The following is an 18,268-nucleotide window of genomic DNA, read 5'->3' as shown; positions in this document are numbered from 1 at the left end:
AATCAAAAGGAGGAATGATGATTAACCTGCGCGCCCTGATCCTGTTGTTATTTGTGGCCCTAACGCCTGCGGTGCACGCCGCCAATTCGCTGATGGTGTGGCCGATCGATCCGGCGATTGATCCGGAAGATAAAGCCAGCGAGCTGTGGCTGGAGAATCGCGGCAATGCCACCACCATGATGCAGGTGCGCATCTTCAGCTGGCAGCAGGTTAACGGCCAGGAGCAGTATCAAACCCAGCAGCAAGTGGTGGCGAGCCCGCCGATGGTGCGCCTCGAGCCAGGACAGAAGCAACTGGTGCGTTTAATTAAGCAAACGCCACCTGAAGCCGGACGTGAAGTGGCCTTTCGCGTGGTGCTGGATGAGATCCCTACGCCGCGTACGCCAGGCGAAAATCAGGCCGGACTCACTTTCCAGATGCGCTATTCGGTGCCGCTGTTCATCTACGGCAGCGGCGTGACGCGCGACACGGCAAAACCGCAGCTGAGCTGGCAGGAAGTGAACAGCGGCGGCAAACGCTGGCTGGAGCTGACTAATCGCGGTAATGGCCACGCGCGCTTAAGTAACGTCACCATTGGCGGACGCAAAATGGGCAACGGCTTGTTTGGCTATGTGCTGGCCAACAGCAGCCATCGCTGGCCGTTAACCCGCAGCGTGAGCGGTGAGCTGTCGGCCGAAATGAATAAAGGTCACTGGAGCAGCGCGGCCGCGCGTTGATGAAGTTTACGCCGCATCCCTGCGCGCTGGCCGTCGCCAGCGTGCTTTGTATCAGTCCGATGAGTAGCAGCGCGGAGACCTTCTCCGAACTGCCACCGCCGCCTGCGCTGGAGAATAACGCCAGCGGTCAGCAATACATGCTGGAACTGGTGGTGAATCAGGGCGAACGTGGCGACATCGTGCCGGTTGAATGTAAGAATGGTGATTTCTGGTTGCGACGCGGCGATCTGCAACGCGCCGGTATTCCGGCCGAGAAACTGCAAGGTCAGCAGATCGATGTCAATCAACTCAGCGGAGCGAAAGTGGAGTATGACGAACGACGCCAGCGCCTGTTATTGACGGTGCCACCCGCCTGGCTGCCGGGTCAAACCATTGGCCAGTTACAGCATGCACCGCGCTTTCCCGGTCGCGCCAGCAATGGCGCGCTGCTCAACTATGACTTCTACGCCACCCGTACCGATAACGCCGGTTCGCGCCTCTCCAGCTGGAACGAACTGCGCTTGTTTGGCCCGGCTGGCCAGTTTTCTACCAACGGCGTTTACGTGCAGCAACTGGAAGGTGGCGTTGCCGGTCAGCAGGAAGGCTATATCCGCTACGATACGTGGTTCAGTAATGAAAACGAGAACGCAGCAATCAGCTGGCGCGCCGGGGATTTGGTTACTGATGCGCTGAGCTGGAGCAACAGCGTGCGGCTGGGTGGCGTGCAGATTGGCCGCGACTTCAGCGTTCGGCCGGATCTGGTGACCTATCCGCTGCCCGCCTTTTCCGGCCAGGCGGCGGTGCCCTCTTCGGTCGATCTATTTATCAACGGCTATCGCAGCACACAGGCCGACGTGCAACCGGGCCCGTGGTCGCTCACCAATGTCCCTTTCGTTAACGGCGCCGGCGATGCAGTGATCACCACCACCGATGCGGTGGGCCGACAAGTCACCACCACGCTGCCGTTTTACGTCTCCAGCAGCTTGCTGAAAACCGGGTTATCCGATTATTCGTTCTCCGCCGGTGCCATTCGCGAAAACTACGGCATCAACAATTTTGATTACGGCGCAGCGGCGGCCAGCGGCTCCTATCGCTACGGGCTGAACGACTGGCTGACGCTGGAGAGCCATGCGGAAGGCAGCGACAGTGTGGCGATGGGCGGTGCGGGTGGCTTGGTGAAGCTCGGCAGTTTTGGCGTGGTGAATGGCGCGCTGGCGCAGAGCCAGATGGACGGTAATCCCGGTACGCAATACAGCTGGGGCTATCAGTACAACAATAGTTGGTTCAGCCTGGGAACCCAGCACATCATTCGCAGCGTCGATTTCGGTAATCTCGCGCTGGTCGGCAGCCGTGGTGACAGCGCGAACACCAGTTACTCGCTGGCACGACGCAGCGCGCAATACACCGCCAGCGTGTCGCTAAGTGACTACGGCAGCCTTGGCCTGGCTTATTTTGATATCTCCGGCGGCAACGGTGACCGCACCCGTTTATTAAATCTGTCGTGGAGTAAAAATCTGTGGGGCAACAGCAGCCTGTATATCTCCGCCAGCCGCGATCAGGATCAGGGCAACTGGAGCGGCGCCATTTCGCTGATCATCCCGTTCGGCGAACAGAGCAGCGCCTCGGTAAGTACGGAACGCGATCAGGAGGGCAATAACAGCCAGCGTCTGTATGTGTCGCGCGCGATGCCCACCGACGGTGGCTTCTCCTGGGATGCGGCCTGGGCTAATCAGGCCAGCGACAGCGGCGATTATCGTCAGGGCAGCCTGCGTTATCGCAATAACAAAATTGATACCTCAGCCGGTTTCTACGGCGATAACGACAATACCACGCAATGGGCCGATTTTACCGGCTCGGTGGTATTGATGGATAACCGCGTGTTCGCTGCTAACGACATTAACGATGCCTTCGTGGTAGTGAAAACCGATTATCCGGATGTCACGGTGCGTTATGAGAACCAGACCATGGGCCGCACCGATAAACAAGGCTATCTGCTGGTGCCATCGATCAGCAGCTATTACGGTGCGAAGTACGATATCGATACGCTGGATCTGCCCGCCGATCGCACCGCGCCGAAAGTTGAACAGCGCTTTGCGGTGAAGCGTAAGAGTGGCTATCTGCTCAACTTCCCGGTGGAGCGTCTGCGCGCCGCCAGCGTGGTACTGCATGACAGCAATCATCAGCCGCTGCCGATTTCCAGCCAGGTGTTACGTCCGAATCAGGCCACCGAATATGTCGGCTGGGACGGCATTGTGTGGATGGAAGATCTCGGTGCTAATAACCCGATTCATGTGGTGACGCCGGATGGACGCAGCTGCGATACGCAACTGGCTATCGCCGACGGGCAGCCAAAAGCGCTGGAAACTTACGGACCGCTTACCTGCCCGCTGCCACCGCCGCCGCAAGGCTCTGCGGTGAGCAGCGCGGATAATTCACCGTCAGGGATTTCACCATGAGAAAGCTTCTGCTCCTGCTGGCGCTGTTTTTACTGCCGGGCACCAGCTATGCGTTGTGTAGCTTATCGGCCCCCGCCGCCACGTTCGGATCGGTTACCACGTTTTCCGTCGCTTCAACGGTGAATAACACCTCAAGCACCACTAACGTCAACTGCGGTTCGGGTACACTTTCGCTGCTGGGCTCCGATAACATTACCTACGCTTTTACCACCGCCTCAAACCTCAGTGGCACGCGCGCCGTGTTGAAAACCGCCAGCGGCGGCACCGATAACATTCCGATTCAGCTGTGTATCGACAGCGCCTGCGCCACCGAATTACAGCAGGGCGGCAGCTATCGCTGGAGTTCAGCCTCGCTGCTGGCGTTGGGAAACACCCTTAACTTCAATATTCCGCTCTATTTCCGTACCATTCCCGGACAGGTGATCGCCGCAGGCACTTACACCACCACTATTACGTTGACCGTCAGTTATACGGTGTGCGCCGGGTTGAACGTGGCAGGATTGTGTGTGGGAACGGTACAGAGCAGCACGGGTACGGCGATGCCGATTACCGTGAATCTGGTGGTGACCAACGATTGCACCACCATCACTGCGCCCAACGTCAGTTTTGGCAGCGCGCCTTTGGTGGGCAGTTTCTCAACGGTGCAGCAGACGATTAACGTGGTGTGTTCGAAGGGCAGCACTTATACCGTGGGCTTGAGCAACGGCAGTTACTACAGCGGCACCACGCGGCAGATGGCGAGCGGAACTAACCGGCTGGCGTATGACATCTACAAAGGCACCACCACCACATCGCGCTGGGGACCGACCGGCACCGATCGCTGGAGCAGCACCACCTCGACATCGTTGAATGCGGATACCGTGACGCGCAACTTTACCTATACGGCGCAGATTTTGACCACGCAGAATACGCCCGCGGCGGGGAATTATACCGATAGCGTGGTGGTGGATGTGTCGTTTTAGCGGGGTGCGCGCAGTCCCTCATCCCAGCCTTCTCCCGCAGGCGGGAGAAGGCGCTGATCGCGCCGTTACCTAAACATTCCCTCTCCCGCTTGCGGGAGAGGGTTAGGGTGAGGGGAACGATGTTGCGCTTGATATTGCTTCACCATGCGGCCAATCAGCAGCGTGCCGACCAATCCGCACACCGCAGCAAAAGAGAGCCACACGCCCGGCATCGCTTTATCGCCTGTCGCATGAATCAGATAGCTCGACACCGCTGGCGTAAAACCGCCAAATAGCGCGGTTGCCAGGCTGTAGGCCAGTGAGAAACCCGAAGCGCGCACTTCTGCCGGCATGATCTCAGCCAGATACACCACCATCGCGCCGTTATAACTGGCATACAGGAACGACAGCCACAGCTCGGCCTCAACCAGATGGGAGAAGGTCGGCGCTCCCACCAGCCAATGCAGCACCGGCCAGGTAGTTAAAATCATCAAGAGGGTGCAGACAATCAGCAGCGGACGACGACCGATGCGATCCGACAGCGAACCCATCACCGGCAGCCAAAACAGGTTGGAGATGCCGACAAACAGCGTCACCAGGAAGCTCTGCTTGTCACTCATCATCAGCACGGTTTTGCCGAACGTCGGGGTAAAGGCGGTGATCATGTAGAACATTACGGTGGTGGTCACCACCATCAACATCCCTGCCAGCACCAGCGCCCAGTTCTGCCCGACCGAACGCATAATCTGACGCATTGAGGGGTGATGTTTACGCTGGCTGAAGGCTTCGGTCTCTTCCAGCATGCGGCGGATATAGAACAGGAACGGCACGATCATACATCCCACCACGAACGGAATACGCCAGCCCCATTCGGTGACGGCGTCTTTCGCCAGCAGATGGTTCAGGCCCAAACCGAGCAGCGCGGCGAAGATCACCGCAACCTGCTGGCTGCCCGATTGCCAGCTGACATAGAAGCCTTTGCGCCCTTTCGGCGCCACTTCCGCCAGATACACCGATACGCCGCCCAGCTCAACGCCCGCCGAGAAGCCCTGCAATAAACGACCGAGCAGAATCAGGATCGGTGCGGCGGCACCGAGCGTGGCGTATCCGGGCACCAGCGCGATGGTTAAGGTCCCAATCGCCATCAAGCCGAGCGTTAACAGCAAGCCTTTACGACGGCCATGATGGTCGATGTAAGCACCAAGAATAATCGCGCCGAGCGGGCGCATCAGGAAGCCTGCGCCGAAGGTCATCAGCGTCAGCATTAGAGAGGCAAAGGGATCATCGCCGGGGAAAAAGGTTTTGGCGATCGCCGTGGCGTAATAGCCAAACACCATGAAATCGTACATCTCAAGGAAGTTACCGCTGGTAACGCTAAAGATGGTTTTGGCACCGCTTTGCGGCGACTTTTGTAAAGAGTGACTCGCGCTCATATTGTCCTTCCTGGTTTTTCTTCCGTTGTAGCGTGCCGGGCCAGGAATAAACGTGATCTTCTTCACCATTGCAGTTTACAAAAATACGACCAATAGTAACAATAAATTAACAAATTGCGTGCAGGCATTAAAAAAGGCCGCTGCGGGAGCGACCTTTACGGCAAGGCTAAGTGGAGTGACGTTACTTCTTCACCGTTTCCATGCCCATCAAACCAATCTTCAGATAACCGGCTTCACGCAGCTGATCCATCACTTCCATTAGGGTGGCGTAATCCACCGATTTATCCGCCTGGAAGAAGATGGTGGTGTCTTTCTTGCCTTCGGTTTGTGCCGTCAGCGCATTCACCAGCGTCTCTTTGGTGACCGCATCGTTTCCGATGAAGATCTGCTTATCTTCCTTGATGGAGAGATAAACCGGTTTTTCCGGACGCGGCTGCGGCGCGCTGGTCGATGCTGGCAGGTTAACGCGCACATCGACGGTAGCTAATGGCGCGGCGACCATAAAGATGATCAGCAGAACTAACATGACGTCGATAAACGGCGTCACGTTGATTTCGTGCATTTCGCCATCGCCGACCGAGTCATCGTTTAAACGCATCGCCATAATACTTATCCTACGCGCAGTTTCTGTGCCGCCGCTGGACGGTTGGCTTCTTTCGCGGTATCAACGTTGCCGAGATCCAGATCGCGGCTCTGCAGCAACATCACCTGCGCGGCGACATCGCCCAGCGACGCTTTGTAGCTGGCAATCATACGCGCGAAGACGTTGTAGATAACCACGGCGGGGATTGCCGCCACCAGACCAATCGCGGTAGCCAGCAGCGCTTCGGCGATGCCCGGCGCGACGACTGCGAGGTTAGTGGTTTGCGTTTTCGCGATGCCGATGAAGCTGTTCATGATGCCCCAAACGGTACCGAACAGACCGATAAACGGCGCAACGGAACCGATGGTGGCGAGGAATCCATTACCGCGACCGGCATGACGGCTAAATGCAGCCACGCGGCGTTCGAGACGGAAGCTGGTGCGCTCTTTGATGCCATCCAGATCTTCAGTACCAGCGGAGAGCTCCAGCTCATTCTGCGCGTCGTTTAGCAGCACAGCGCTGTGGCTGTTGCTTTTGAAGTTTTCAGCAGCACGGTAAGCATCGTTTAATGAGCGGGCTTCGCCCAGCGCTTGCTGCTCGCGTTTCAGGCGACGTTTCGCCCCGCTCAGCTCAGCAAACTTACCGAAGAAAATTGCCCAGGTGACAACCGAAGCCAGTAACAGGCCAATCATCACAATCTTTACCACGATATCGGCATGCTGATACATGCCCCAAACGGAAAGATCCGTTTGCATCAAATCACTGGCTACCACGCTGCATCTCCAACTTCTGTTGCACAGTTCACGATTGAAGCGCGGATCATAGCAAAAAACACCACCGAAGTGATAGTGGTTCTCATTACTATTTACAAAGCAAAGATGCCCGCGATTTCCACAAGTTAGCGGATGTTATGCGCAATACTGGCCTCACTCTGATAATCCGCAATCAGGCTCAACCCGCTACACTGATTCGTGGTAACGTGAATGTTTTGTGGGAAATGTCAGGAAAGGCAGTGATGGCAACGAAAAAAATAGACACCACGCTTGTCAGCGCGGGACGCAGTAAACGTTACACGCAAGGCTCAGTTAACAGCGTAATTCAACGCGCTTCATCCCTGGTTTTTGACACGGTCGCCGACAAGAAACGTGCTACCGCTGGCCGCGCGTCAGGCGAGCTGTTTTATGGTCGTCGCGGCACCCTCACCCATTTCTCGCTGCAAGACGCCATGACCGAGCTGGAAGGCGGCGCAGGTTGCGCGCTCTATCCGTGCGGCGCGGCGGCGGTCTCTAATGCCATTTTGTCCTTTGTCGCAGCTGGCGACCATATTCTGGTGAGCGGCGCGGTCTACGAACCGACGCAGGATTTCTGCTCGAAAATTCTCAGTAAGCTGAACGTCACCACCACCTATTTCGATCACTGCATCGGCAGCGAAATTGGCGAACTGGTGCAGCCGAATACGCGCGTGGTGTTCCTGGAATCACCGGCGTCGATCACCATGGAAGTGCAGGATATTCCCGCGATTGTTGCCGCCGTACGCGCCAAAGCGCCGGATGCGATCATCATGATCGATAACACCTGGGCGGCGGGCGTGTTGTTTAACGCGCTGGAGCATGGCATCGATATTTCGATTCAGGCCGGCACCAAATACATCATTGGTCACAGCGACGCGATGATTGGCACGGCGGTAGCAAATGAGCGTTGCTGGCCGCAGCTGCGCGAAAACTCCTATCTGATGGGCCAAATGGTCGATGCCGATACCGCTTATATGGCGAGCCGCGGCATTCGTACGTTGGGCACACGTCTGCGTCAGCACGAAGAGAGCGGATTGCAGGTGGCGGAATGGCTGGCCACGCAGCCGGAAGTGGCGCGCGTTAATCATCCCGCGCTGGCGCAGTGTAAAGGCCACGCATTCTGGCAGCGCGATTTCAGCGGCAGCAGCGGTTTGTTCTCGTTCATCCTGCATGAAAAACTGAGCCGTGAGCAGCTGGCAAATTACCTCGATCACTTCCACCATTTCAGCATGGCGTATTCGTGGGGCGGCTATGAATCCCTGATTCTGGCGAACCAGCCTGAAGAGCTGGCGGCGATTCGTCCGGCGGGCGGCGTGGATTTTGACGGCACGCTGGTGCGTCTGCATATCGGCCTCGAACATGTCGATGACTTGCTGGATGATCTTAAAGCCGGTTTTGCACGTTTAAGAAGTTAAACAGAAGATAAACCACGCTGTGGCGGCGATGAGAGATCAACGTATGCAATGCCACAGAAGGTTAAAATTAGACTCCTTGTGACTCGATGGAATAGCTGATGGGTGTTTTACATGAGATTGTCCAGGCGCTTTGGCATCAGGATTTTGCCGCGCTCGGCAATCCGGATGTGGTTTGGATTGTCTACGGCGTGATGTTTTTAACGCTGTTTCTGGAAAACGGTTTGCTGCCCGCGTCATTCCTGCCGGGCGATAGCCTGCTGTTACTGGCGGGCGCGATGGTCGCCAAAGGTGTGATGGACTTCGTGCCGACCATTGTGATTCTGACCACGGCGGCCAGCCTTGGCTGCTGGCTCAGCTATCTGCAAGGACGCTGGCTCGGCAACACCAAACTGGTGAAAAGCTGGTTACTGCATCTGCCCGCGCAATATCATCAGCGCGCGTGGAATATGTTTAACCGCCACGGTTTGATGGCGCTGCTGGTTGGCCGCTTCCTGGCCTTTGTGCGCACCTTACTGCCGACCATGGCCGGGATTTCCGGCTTAAACAATGGCCGCTTCCAGCTGTTTAACTGGCTGAGCGGCTTGTTGTGGGTTGGGATTGTGGTGACGCTGGGCTACGGCATCAGCCATGTGCCCTTTATCAAGCGCCATGAAGATCAGGTGATGGCGATCCTGATGATTCTGCCGATCGCGCTGCTGTTTATCGGCCTGGCCGGCAGCATTGTGGTGATCTGGAAAAAACGCCGCCAGAAACTCTCCTGATTACGACGCGGCGTCAAACGGTAAGGTTTGACGCACGCGGCTCGCCTCTTCTCCGGGCGTCACGCCGAAATAGCGCTTAAACTCACGCGAAAACTGCGATGGACTTTCATAACCGACGCGCACCGCCGCCGCGCTGGCTTTCATGCCATCCTGCAGCATCATCAGGCGCGCCTGATGCAGGCGATAGCGCTTAAGGTATTGCAGCGGCGAGGTTTGCGTCACCGCTTTGAAGTTATGATGAAACGCCGAAACGCTCATGTTCACTTCAGCGGCCAACATGTCGACGCTCAAACTCTCCGCGAAGTGGTTTTCGATGCGACGCAGCGCACGCGCAATCTGACTGAACTGCGTCTGCCGATTGACCAGCGACAGCAGCGCGCCGCCAATCGGTCCGGTTAACACGTAATAGATGATCTCGCGCACCAGCTGCGGCCCCAGCACGCGGGCGTCGCGCGGGTTATTCATCACATCCAGCAAGCGTTCGGCCGCACACAGCATCTCTTCGCTCATGAACGCCGAATGGATGCCGGAAGTTTGCGCCTGCGGCTGGAACTGCTCGTCATCGCCGATATCCATCAGCAAATCCTGCAGGCTGGCGACATCCACGCTCAAACACATGCCGGCCAGCGGCTCCGCCAGCGTGGCTTCGGTTTCGCACTCCACCGGCAGCGGTACGGTGAGCATCAGATATTTGGTGGCGTCGTAGTGGAAAACGGTGCTGCCGAGATAGCCGGTTTTACGCCCCTGAAACAGAATCACGATGCCGGGTTGATACATCATCGGCGTACGCGGCAAGGTTTCGCAGGCATAGATCAATTTGACATTTTCTACCGCGCACAGCGGCTTAAGCAGGTCACTCATCAGCGCAACTACGCGCTGCGCTAGCTGGCGGCAAAGGGCGTCGTTTGGCATGCATCTCTCTTGGGCAGCTAAAAAGTCAGTTTGCCGTAAGGCTGTGCAAAGCTCCACTATTCTGGAGAATCAGGCAAGATTCTTGCAGAAATCCATCAGGCAAAAGTGCCGCCCGCTTGCCACAATGATCCTGAGGTGAGGTTTGTTGACTAGACTTAAGCACATCTTTTCTACGGTAAGTCCCTGCAACAGATAAGGAGCAATTATGGCAGATCAACCCATTATTAAATTGCGCGACGGCAACATGATGCCGCAGCTTGGCCTCGGCGTGTGGCAAGCGAGCATTGAGGATGCGCGCAACGCCATCCTGGAAGCCCTGAAAGTCGGCTATCGCTCCATCGATACCGCCGCTATCTACAAAAATGAGGAAGCGGTTGGGCAAGCGCTGCAAGAGACCGACGTGGCGCGCGATGACATTTTTATCACCACCAAGCTGTGGAACGACGACCAAACCAACTGGCAACAGGCAATGGAAACCAGCCTGAAGAAGTTGCAGTTAGAGCAGGTGGATTTGTATCTCATGCACTGGCCGTGCCCGGAAAAAGATAACTACGTTGAAGCCTGGAAAGGTTTGATTGAGCTGCAGCAACAGGGCTTAACCAAGAGCATCGGCGTATGTAACTTCCACGAGGCGCATCTGAAGCGTTTGATCGATGAAACCGGCGTGTCGCCGGTGGTGAACCAGATTGAGCTGCATCCGATGCTGCAACAGCGCACGCTGCATGCGTGGAATGCGCTGCACCAGATTCAAACCGAATCCTGGAGCCCGCTGGCGCAAGGCGGTAAAGGCGTGTTTGATCAGGAGATTATCCGCGAACTGGCGAAGAAATATAGCAAGACGCCGGCACAAATCGTGATTCGCTGGCATCTGGATAGCGGTTTGGTGGTGATTCCGAAGTCGATTACCCCGGAACGTATTCGTGAGAATTTCCAGGTGTTTGATTTTAGGCTGGATAAAACTGAAGTGAGTGAGATCAGTAAGCTGGATAGCGGCAACCGTTTGGGACCGGATCCGGAGGCGTTTAACGGGTAGGATGGCGCGCTTTTCCCCTCACCCTAACCCTCTCCCGCAGGCGGGAGAGGGAATCGTAAGGTGCGTTTTGCTCGATCTGCTCCCTCGCCCGCTTGCGGGAGAGGGAACCTTAAGGTGCGTTTTGCTCGATCTGCTCCCTCGCCCGCTTGCGGGAGAGGGCTGGAGTGAGGGCATTAAGACGCTGAATTCACCAATAACTGCCCCGCCGTCCCGCGATCCGCCATCTCTAACGTCTGGCTGTAATAGACAAACGGGAAGTGATCCGACGAACTCTGCGGGAAGCTCACCAGCAGCTCCACGCTGCCATCCACCCAAACGGTATCTTTCCAGCCGCGATCTTCGCCCATCGGCTGCGCGCCATTGACGTTCTTAATCAGGAACATCACGCCCTGAATATGCAGCGATTGCGGGCGATCCGCGTGGATAATCCAGCGCTCAAAGGTGCCCTGCTGCACGGTGGTATCAATGCGGTTCATGTCCCACAACACGCCATTAATGCCCGGCTCGCTATCGCCAATGCGGAATTCGCGCGTGCGCACCGCCACGCCATCAAGAATCTGATCCGCCAGCAAACGCATCGGCAGATTGTCAGTCACCAGCGGCAACAAGCCGGTTGGGCGTAAGCTCAGCACCAGCGTATTGGTCAGAATCGATGACGGCTCAAACAATCCGCGCAGGCGATCCATCAAACCCGCCGCCGTTCCGGCCATGATCGAAACTTCATCGCCCTGTGACATATCCACCAGCACTTCGCGACGTTCGCCGGGAGCCAGCGTCAGCAGCTGCACCGCCACCGGCGCAGGCAGGAAGCCCTGATCGCTGGCGATCACCGTAAAGGGACGATTATCGGAGAAGGTGAGATCAAAGCGGCGCGCGTTCGAGCCGTTCAGCAAACGCAAACGCACCCAGCCGCGTGAGACTTCGACATAGGGATTTTGCACGCCGTTCACCAGCAGCACGTCGCCCATAAAACCGCCGCTGGAGGGCGGGTTATAAACCGGCGTGGCGAAGTTATCGAGGCGCTTGTCCTGAATAATCAGCGGGAAATCATCGACGCCATAATGCTTCGGTAGCGGCAGCGATTTACTGACGTCATCTTCCACCAGCCACATGCCGGCGAGTCCGTTGTAGACGTGCGGCGCCATGCGATTTGGCGTATTGGCGTGATACCACAATGTGCCCGCGCCCTGACGAATCGGCAGCACCGGCGCCCAATCAGCTCCGGCCGACATCATGCGCGGCGCACCGCCCATTAACGCGCCCGGCACCTGCAAACCGCTGACGGTCATCGATACCGGTTCGTTGAGGCGGTTGCTGTAAATCAGCTTCACATCGTCGCCGCTATACACGCGCACCGTTGGGCCGAGATACATGCCGTTAAAGCCCCACACCGGCACTTTGTTGCTGTTGCCGCTGAACGACCAATGGCTGCGCTGCAAGGTGAGAAACAGCGGCTGACCGCGACGGGATTCAATCAGCGGTGGAATAGGAAGTGGCGTATCGCCCAATGGCGCGGCGGCGCGGGCGGCGAAAGGCATAGCACTGGAAGCCAGTGCGACACCGGCAGAAAGCTGAATAAACTGACGTCTGCTGCAAGACATAAAACTTCAGACCTTTTGAGCGTGGCGTGAGGACGCCGTGTCCATGTTGTTCTAATTAATGATGAGTTGCTGTGTGGCTTGAGAACGGGGCAGATGATCACCTGCCCCATTTTGGCTGCTCAGAGTTTACCGTTTTTTTCGCGTTCGGCGACTTCGGCGTTCAATTCTTCCAGTTTAGTCGACATTAATTCACGGCAGTGCGTGGCGAGCTTACGCACCGAGGTGGTAGCAAACTGCGAGGTATCGACCGGCGGCAACATCTCCACAATTACCAAACCGTTGTTCCAGCGGTTCAGCTTGATCTTGTCGTGGGTGTTGGAAACCACAATCGGGATGATTGGCACACCGGCGGCTACCGCTGCATGAAACGCACCGGTTTTGAACGGCAGCAAACCACGACCGCGGCTGCGCGTCCCTTCCGGGAACATCCAGAACGAAATGCGCTTTTTGTTGAACTGTTCCACCAACTCACCGATGGTGCCGTGCGCTTTGGAGCGGTTATCACGGTCAATCAGCAGGTTACCGGTCAGCCAGTAGAGCTGGCCAAAGAACGGAATCCACAGCAGGCTTTTCTTGCCCACGGTCACGGTGGTCGGCTGCACGATTTTAGCCGCCGTGATCATGTCGTAGTTGTTCTGGTGGTTAGCGATATAGATCGCGTTGCCATAATGCGCGGCTTCCGCCGGTTTACGCAGTTCCACTTTGAGACCAAACACCGTCGACAGACGACCGAGCAGATGGCCGAAGGTTGCGACGTGACGCGGATTACGCGGTGAAAACAGACACCAGATACAGCCAACAATACTGACCAGAATCGAATAAACAATAACAATAATTGCTCGTAAAATTAGTAACATAGATTCCTCAAATGGGGCATTCCATCGCCTGAATTACAGCGTTACTCTTCGCTCGCGTCGGCTTTCGGACGCGCTGGTGCATTCACTTCAACGCTATCGATGCGTTGCAGGCCACGCGCCACGCTGCCGCGACGACCGCGCTCGGCACGCACTTTCTGCAGATCTTCATCACGCATGATCAGCTTACGTTTACCGACATACACGGTGATTGACGCGCCCGGCGGCAGAATCAGCAACCATTGTAGTTTGTCGGTGCCCGCCGCGGCTTCCGCAGCAGGAATCGAAATGATCTTGTTGCCTTTGCCTTTCGACATCTGCGGCAGATCGCCAACCGGGAACATCAACATGCGTCCGGCCTGGGTAATTGCCAGCAGCATATCATCGCCCGAATGTACCGCCATTGGCGTCATCACTTTGGCGTTTTCCGGCAGCGTCAGCAGCGCTTTACCGGCACGGTTGCGCGACACCAGATCGGCAAAGGTACAGATGAAACCGTAACCGGCGTCAGAGGCCATCAACAGCTTCTGATCGTCGGGCTCCATCAGCACCTGCTCAATCACCGCGCCCGGCGGTGGCGTCAGTTTGCCGGTGAGCGGCTCGCCCTGCCCGCGCGCGGACGGCAATGAGGTCGGATCCAGCGTGTAGCTGCGTCCGGTGGAGTCGATAAAGGCCACCGGCTGATTGCTCTTGCCGCGTGCGGCGGCCAGATAGCTGTCGCCCGCTTTGTAGCTTAAGCCCGCCGGATCGATATCGTGGCCTTTGGCGCTGCGCACCCAGCCCATTTGCGACAGCACGATGGTTACCGGCTCAGCGCTCACCAGCTCGGTTTCGCTCAGCGCTTTGGCTTCTTCGCGCTCGTGCAGCGGCGAACGGCGATCGTCGCCGTAGGTTTGGCTATCGGCCAGCAGCTCTTTCTTCAGCAAATTGCTCATCTTACGCTCGGACGCCAGAATCGCCTGCAGCTGATCGCGCTCTTTTTCCAGCTCCGCCTGCTCGCCGCGAATCTTCATCTCTTCCAGTTTGGCGAGATGGCGCAGTTTCAGTTCGAGAATCGCTTCGGCCTGGGTTTCACTGATGTCAAAACGCGACATCAGCACCGGCTTCGGCTCATCCTCGGTACGGATGATGTGGATCACTTCATCAATATTGAGGAACGCCACCAGCATACCTTCAAGAATATGCAGGCGACGCAGCACGCGATCTAAACGATAGTTGAGGCGGCGCGTCACGGTATCGCGGCGATACACCAGCCATTCAGAAAGGATTTCCAGCAGGTTTTTCACCGCCGGACGGTTATCCAGTCCGATCATATTCAGGTTAACGCGGTAGCTTTTTTCCAGATCGGTGGTGGCAAACAGGTGATTCATCACCTGCTCGAGATCCACGCGATTGGAGCGCGGCACAATCACTAAACGCGTCGGGTTTTCGTGGTTGGACTCATCACGCAGATCTTCCACCATCGGCAGCTTTTTATTGCGCATCTGGTTAGCGATCTGCTCCAGCACGCGTGCGCCCGACACCTGATGCGGCAACGCGGTGATCACCACATCGCCATCTTCTTTTTTCCACACCGCACGCTGACGAATCGAACCGCGTCCGCTTTGATAGATTTTACGGATTTCGCTGCGTGGCGTGATGATCTCCGCTTCGGTCGGGTAATCCGGACCTTGCACAATATCCAGCAGCTCATTCAGCGTGGTTTTCGGGTTGTCGATCAGCTTGACCGCCGCTTCCGCTACTTCGCGCAGGTTATGCGGCGGAATGTCGGTCGCCATCCCCACGGCGATGCCGGTGGTGCCGTTGAGCAGAATGTTGGGCAGACGCGCCGGCAACATCTTCGGCTCCTGCAGGGTGCCGTCGAAGTTCGGAATGTAATCGGACGTGCCCTGACCGAGTTCACCCAGCAGGATTTCAGCGTATTTAGACAGGCGCGATTCGGTGTAACGCATCGCGGCGAAGGATTTTGGATCATCCGGCGCACCCCAGTTTCCCTGGCCATCCACCAGCGGATAACGGTAGGAGAACGGCTGCGCCATCAACACCATCGCTTCATAACAGGCGCTGTCGCCGTGCGGATGGTATTTACCCAGCACGTCACCAACGGTACGCGCCGATTTTTTGAATTTAGCATTGGAATTGAGACCCAATTCCGACATGGCATACACAATACGGCGCTGCACTGGCTTGAGGCCATCGCCGATGTACGGCAGCGCGCGGTCCATGATCACGTACATGGAGTAGTTCAGGTACGCGTTTTCGGTAAACGTGTGCAGGGCAAGACGCTCTGCACCATCCTGCGTCAATTCGCTCATTCAGCTCGCATCCTCACTTCGTGGCCCGCAACGGCGGGACATCCGGCGGTCATTTGGCGAGGATATTACCTTATTCGTGCGGTTTAGTCACAGAGAAGCCCGTTCAGCAAACAGAATCGTCTTGCATTAAATAGCGTGATATTGGTTGGAAAATTAAAACGGAATGGGAGCCATGTCACAGTGAATATCGGCAATAATCTGTGAGCAACTTCGCAATTAATATCGCGAGGCATTTAGCGTATTAATGGTGTCCGCAAGCCGGGACAACATTTAGTATTGTTGCTTAGTGATTACTCTCCTAAATTCATACTCCACAAGCCCCACATTTTTGCACGTCTGATTTCTGGCATGGAATAAATATAACCACCAATTAGCCATAAACGTTTTGCCAAAATAAGGGTGAACGAATGCAAATACTGACTTCGCGACAACACCGATTAGTAAAATTGCTGCTGCATCATGCCGCACCGCAGCCGACAAAAGAATTAGCTTTACAGCTTGGCGTGTCGGAGAAAACCATCCAGCGCGATTTGCAGTGGCTGGAGAGTTGGCTTCGCGACTGGTCGCTGCAGCTGGAAAAAATGCCGGGACGCGGCATACGTCTGCGGGTAGACGATCTGCAGCAGCGTCTGCAACTGGAGCAGCAGCTTAACGGCGACGAAAGCAGTTCGGATGCGCTGAGCCACAACAGCCGACGGGTGAAGATTGCCTCGCAGCTGCTGAGTGATGCGCCACGCGCGACTTCAATCAGTAAATTGTCGGAACGCTACTTTATCAGTCATGCGTCGATTGTGAATGACCTGAAGGTGATCGAAGAGTGGCTGCAGCCGCTGGGTTTGGTGCTGCAGCGCGGCCCCGGCGGCACCCACATCGAAGGCAATGAGCAGACGCTGCGCCAGGCGATGGTCTCGCTGATCAATGATGTGATGCAGCAGAACGTAGCCGGCACGCCGCTGCTACCACGCCTCGATCCCGGCAGCCAGCAAGCGCTGGTGCACTATTTTGGCGACGAGGATGTGGCTTTTGTGCAGGCGCTGCTGCAGCAAATGGAGCAGCAACTGAGTTATCCGTTGGGCGACGCGTGGTACCTCAATCTCTGCACCCATATTCTGATCATGATGCATCGCATGGCGCAAGGTAACGCGCTGGCGCTGGAAACCCTGACCAGCGCGCAGGATCTCGACCAGCGCATTCTGAAGATTGCCCAAAATATGGTGGTGCAGATTGAACAGCGCATGTGCTGCGCATTGCCAGCCGATGAAGTGGGTTTTATTTATCAATATATTGTCTCGTCCGGCATTGTGGTAGAAGAGCGTGGCGATAACGCGCCGCTGCATAATCAATTTTCCACCGCTGAATCAGTAAAAATAACCTGTGAATTAATCGATCGCTTCGCGTCATTTATTCAGCAGGACTTAGCGCAGGACCGATTATTATTTGAAGGATTATTAGTTCATATAAAGCCATTATTAAATCGACTCAAATATCATATTCATATTCGTAATCCGCTGCTGGAGGATATTCAGCAGGAGATGAAGGAAATATTTTCATTAACGCAACAGGCGATGCAATTAACCGCGCGCAGCCAGGGACTTTCATCGGTGGCGGATGACGAAATAGGTTATCTGTGCGTGCATTTCCAGGCAGCGCTGGAGCGACAAATCGCCCACAAACGCATTCTGGTGGTGTGCTCCAGCGGCGTGGGAACCTCGCACCTTTTGAAGAGTCGCATTCTGCGCGCCTTCCCGGATTGGGAGATTGTCGGCGTGGTTTCCGCCAGTAATCACGCGGAGTTTTGCCAGCGAGAAACGGTGGATTTGGTGATTACTACTATTCACCTCAACGCCGGAGCGGTTCCGGCGGTGTATGTCAGCGCCTTTTTTAACGATGACGATATTCGGCGGGTGACTGACGCCATGATTGGCAGCCAGCTGCCCGACGGCGCCTCCTGCGCTTTGGCTGAACATTAATTGAATGAGGATTGATCATGGATATTTCGCGCATTCTGACGCCACGCCGCGTTAACCTGGCGCTGACCGCCACCACCAAAGAGCAAGCGATTCATGAGCTCACCGATTTGCTCTACCACGACGGCGCCATCAGCGACCGCGCTGCCTTTATTGAAGACGTCTGGCTGCGGGAAGCTGAAGGTTCCACCGGCTTCGAAAATCATATCGCCATCCCGCACGGTAAATCCGCCGCGGTGAAACAAACCACGCTCGCCATCGGCCGCACCCAACACGACATTCCGTGGGAAACGCTCGATGGCAGCCAGGTGCGCTGCATCATCCTGTTCGCGGTGCGACTGGAAGATCAGAACACCACCCATATTCGCCTGTTGTCGCAGGTGGCCAGTGCGCTGGCCGATGATGAGGTGATAGCCCAACTGCTGGTGGAAAACGATGCCAGCAATATCATCCGGCTGTTTAGTCAGTACGCCGAAACCGACCTCTGTTAACACCCTAACTCTCTGAGGTG

At 56.3% G+C, this 18,268-nt stretch carries 15 protein-coding genes; 8 read left to right on the top strand and 7 right to left on the bottom strand.

Annotated features, from left to right (window positions below):
- Positions 1-17: 17 nt before the first annotated feature.
- From IB226_RS15755 to IB226_RS15745, 3 genes are read left to right on the top strand one after another with little or no spacing between them, the layout of a single operon-like run.
- Positions 18-716: a molecular chaperone gene (locus tag IB226_RS15755; RefSeq protein ID WP_192236538.1), complete on the top strand. Its 699-nt coding sequence runs from the start codon at positions 18-20 to the stop codon at positions 714-716.
- Positions 716-3,151 (top strand): fimbria/pilus outer membrane usher protein, encoded by a 2,436-nt coding sequence (locus tag IB226_RS15750; protein WP_225608327.1) that lies wholly within the window; start codon positions 716-718, stop codon positions 3,149-3,151. The genes IB226_RS15755 and IB226_RS15750 overlap by 1 nt, the downstream gene beginning before the upstream one ends.
- Entirely contained in the window at positions 3,148-4,113 is a 966-nt protein-coding gene (locus tag IB226_RS15745; RefSeq protein ID WP_192236297.1) for a spore coat U domain-containing protein, read from the top strand. The genes IB226_RS15750 and IB226_RS15745 overlap by 4 nt, the downstream gene beginning before the upstream one ends.
- Positions 4,114-4,178: 65 nt before the next feature.
- Here the strand turns inward: IB226_RS15745 and IB226_RS15740 are convergent, their stop codons facing one another.
- From IB226_RS15740 to exbB, 3 genes are all read right to left on the bottom strand, one after another.
- Positions 4,179-5,525 carry an MFS transporter gene (locus IB226_RS15740; RefSeq protein WP_110867293.1) on the bottom strand — a complete coding sequence of 449 codons (1,347 nt, stop codon included), beginning with the start codon at positions 5,523-5,525 and terminating at the stop codon, positions 4,179-4,181.
- A gap of 181 nt (positions 5,526-5,706) precedes the next feature.
- Positions 5,707-6,129: a TonB system transport protein ExbD gene (gene exbD, locus IB226_RS15735; protein ID WP_008103349.1), complete on the bottom strand. Its 423-nt coding sequence runs from the start codon at positions 6,127-6,129 to the stop codon at positions 5,707-5,709.
- A 5-nt stretch (positions 6,130-6,134) separates the two neighbouring features.
- Positions 6,135-6,863, bottom strand: a complete 729-nt coding sequence (gene exbB / locus IB226_RS15730) for a tol-pal system-associated acyl-CoA thioesterase (protein WP_192236537.1) — start codon at positions 6,861-6,863, stop codon at positions 6,135-6,137.
- Between the two features lie 260 nt (positions 6,864-7,123).
- Here exbB and metC point away from each other — a divergent pair, with 260 nt between their 5' ends.
- Both metC and IB226_RS15720 read left to right on the top strand, forming a co-directional pair.
- A complete protein-coding gene (metC, locus tag IB226_RS15725) occupies positions 7,124-8,314 on the top strand; it encodes a cystathionine beta-lyase (protein WP_192236295.1) in 1,191 nt (396 codons plus the stop codon).
- A gap of 98 nt (positions 8,315-8,412) precedes the next feature.
- A complete protein-coding gene (locus IB226_RS15720; RefSeq protein ID WP_101761796.1) occupies positions 8,413-9,075 on the top strand; it encodes a DedA family protein in 663 nt (220 codons plus the stop codon).
- Here IB226_RS15720 and IB226_RS15715 read toward each other — a convergent pair whose 3' ends face one another.
- Complete coding sequence (locus IB226_RS15715; RefSeq protein WP_192236293.1) at positions 9,076-9,987, bottom strand: AraC family transcriptional regulator; 912 nt, start codon at positions 9,985-9,987, stop codon at positions 9,076-9,078.
- A 205-nt stretch (positions 9,988-10,192) separates the two neighbouring features.
- On the opposite strand from IB226_RS15715, the gene dkgA reads away from it, so the two are divergent.
- A complete protein-coding gene (gene dkgA, locus IB226_RS15710; RefSeq protein ID WP_101761794.1) occupies positions 10,193-11,020 on the top strand; it encodes a 2,5-didehydrogluconate reductase DkgA in 828 nt (275 codons plus the stop codon).
- 173 nt (positions 11,021-11,193) lie between these two features.
- On the opposite strand, the gene ftsP is transcribed toward dkgA, so the two are convergent.
- The 3 genes from ftsP to parC all read right to left on the bottom strand — a co-directional run bounded on the left by ftsP (position 11,194) and on the right by parC (position 15,790).
- Positions 11,194-12,621, bottom strand: a complete 1,428-nt coding sequence (ftsP, locus tag IB226_RS15705; RefSeq protein WP_192236291.1) for a cell division protein FtsP — start codon at positions 12,619-12,621, stop codon at positions 11,194-11,196.
- Between the two features lie 119 nt (positions 12,622-12,740).
- Positions 12,741-13,478, bottom strand: a complete 738-nt coding sequence (locus tag IB226_RS15700; RefSeq protein WP_101763012.1) for a 1-acylglycerol-3-phosphate O-acyltransferase — start codon at positions 13,476-13,478, stop codon at positions 12,741-12,743.
- A 41-nt stretch (positions 13,479-13,519) separates the two neighbouring features.
- Positions 13,520-15,790, bottom strand: coding sequence for a DNA topoisomerase IV subunit A (gene parC / locus IB226_RS15695; RefSeq protein WP_192236289.1), 2,271 nt, complete (start codon positions 15,788-15,790; stop codon positions 13,520-13,522).
- Positions 15,791-16,197: 407 nt separating this feature from the next.
- Between parC and IB226_RS15690 the strand changes: the two genes are divergently transcribed.
- A complete protein-coding gene (locus IB226_RS15690; RefSeq protein ID WP_101763010.1) occupies positions 16,198-17,760 on the top strand; it encodes a transcription antiterminator in 1,563 nt (520 codons plus the stop codon).
- Between the two features lie 17 nt (positions 17,761-17,777).
- On the top strand, positions 17,778-18,248 hold the full coding sequence (locus tag IB226_RS15685; protein ID WP_061720482.1) for a PTS sugar transporter subunit IIA: 471 nt from the start codon (positions 17,778-17,780) through the stop codon (positions 18,246-18,248).
- Positions 18,249-18,268 lie beyond the last annotated feature (20 nt).

The organism is Pantoea sp. PNT03 (genome assembly GCF_014852515.1).
In the GTDB taxonomy this organism is placed as follows: Bacteria; Pseudomonadota; Gammaproteobacteria; order Enterobacterales; family Enterobacteriaceae; genus Pantoea; species Pantoea leporis.
Note: the sequence above shows the minus strand (reverse complement) of the source record. Positions and strands in the feature narration are given on the sequence as shown.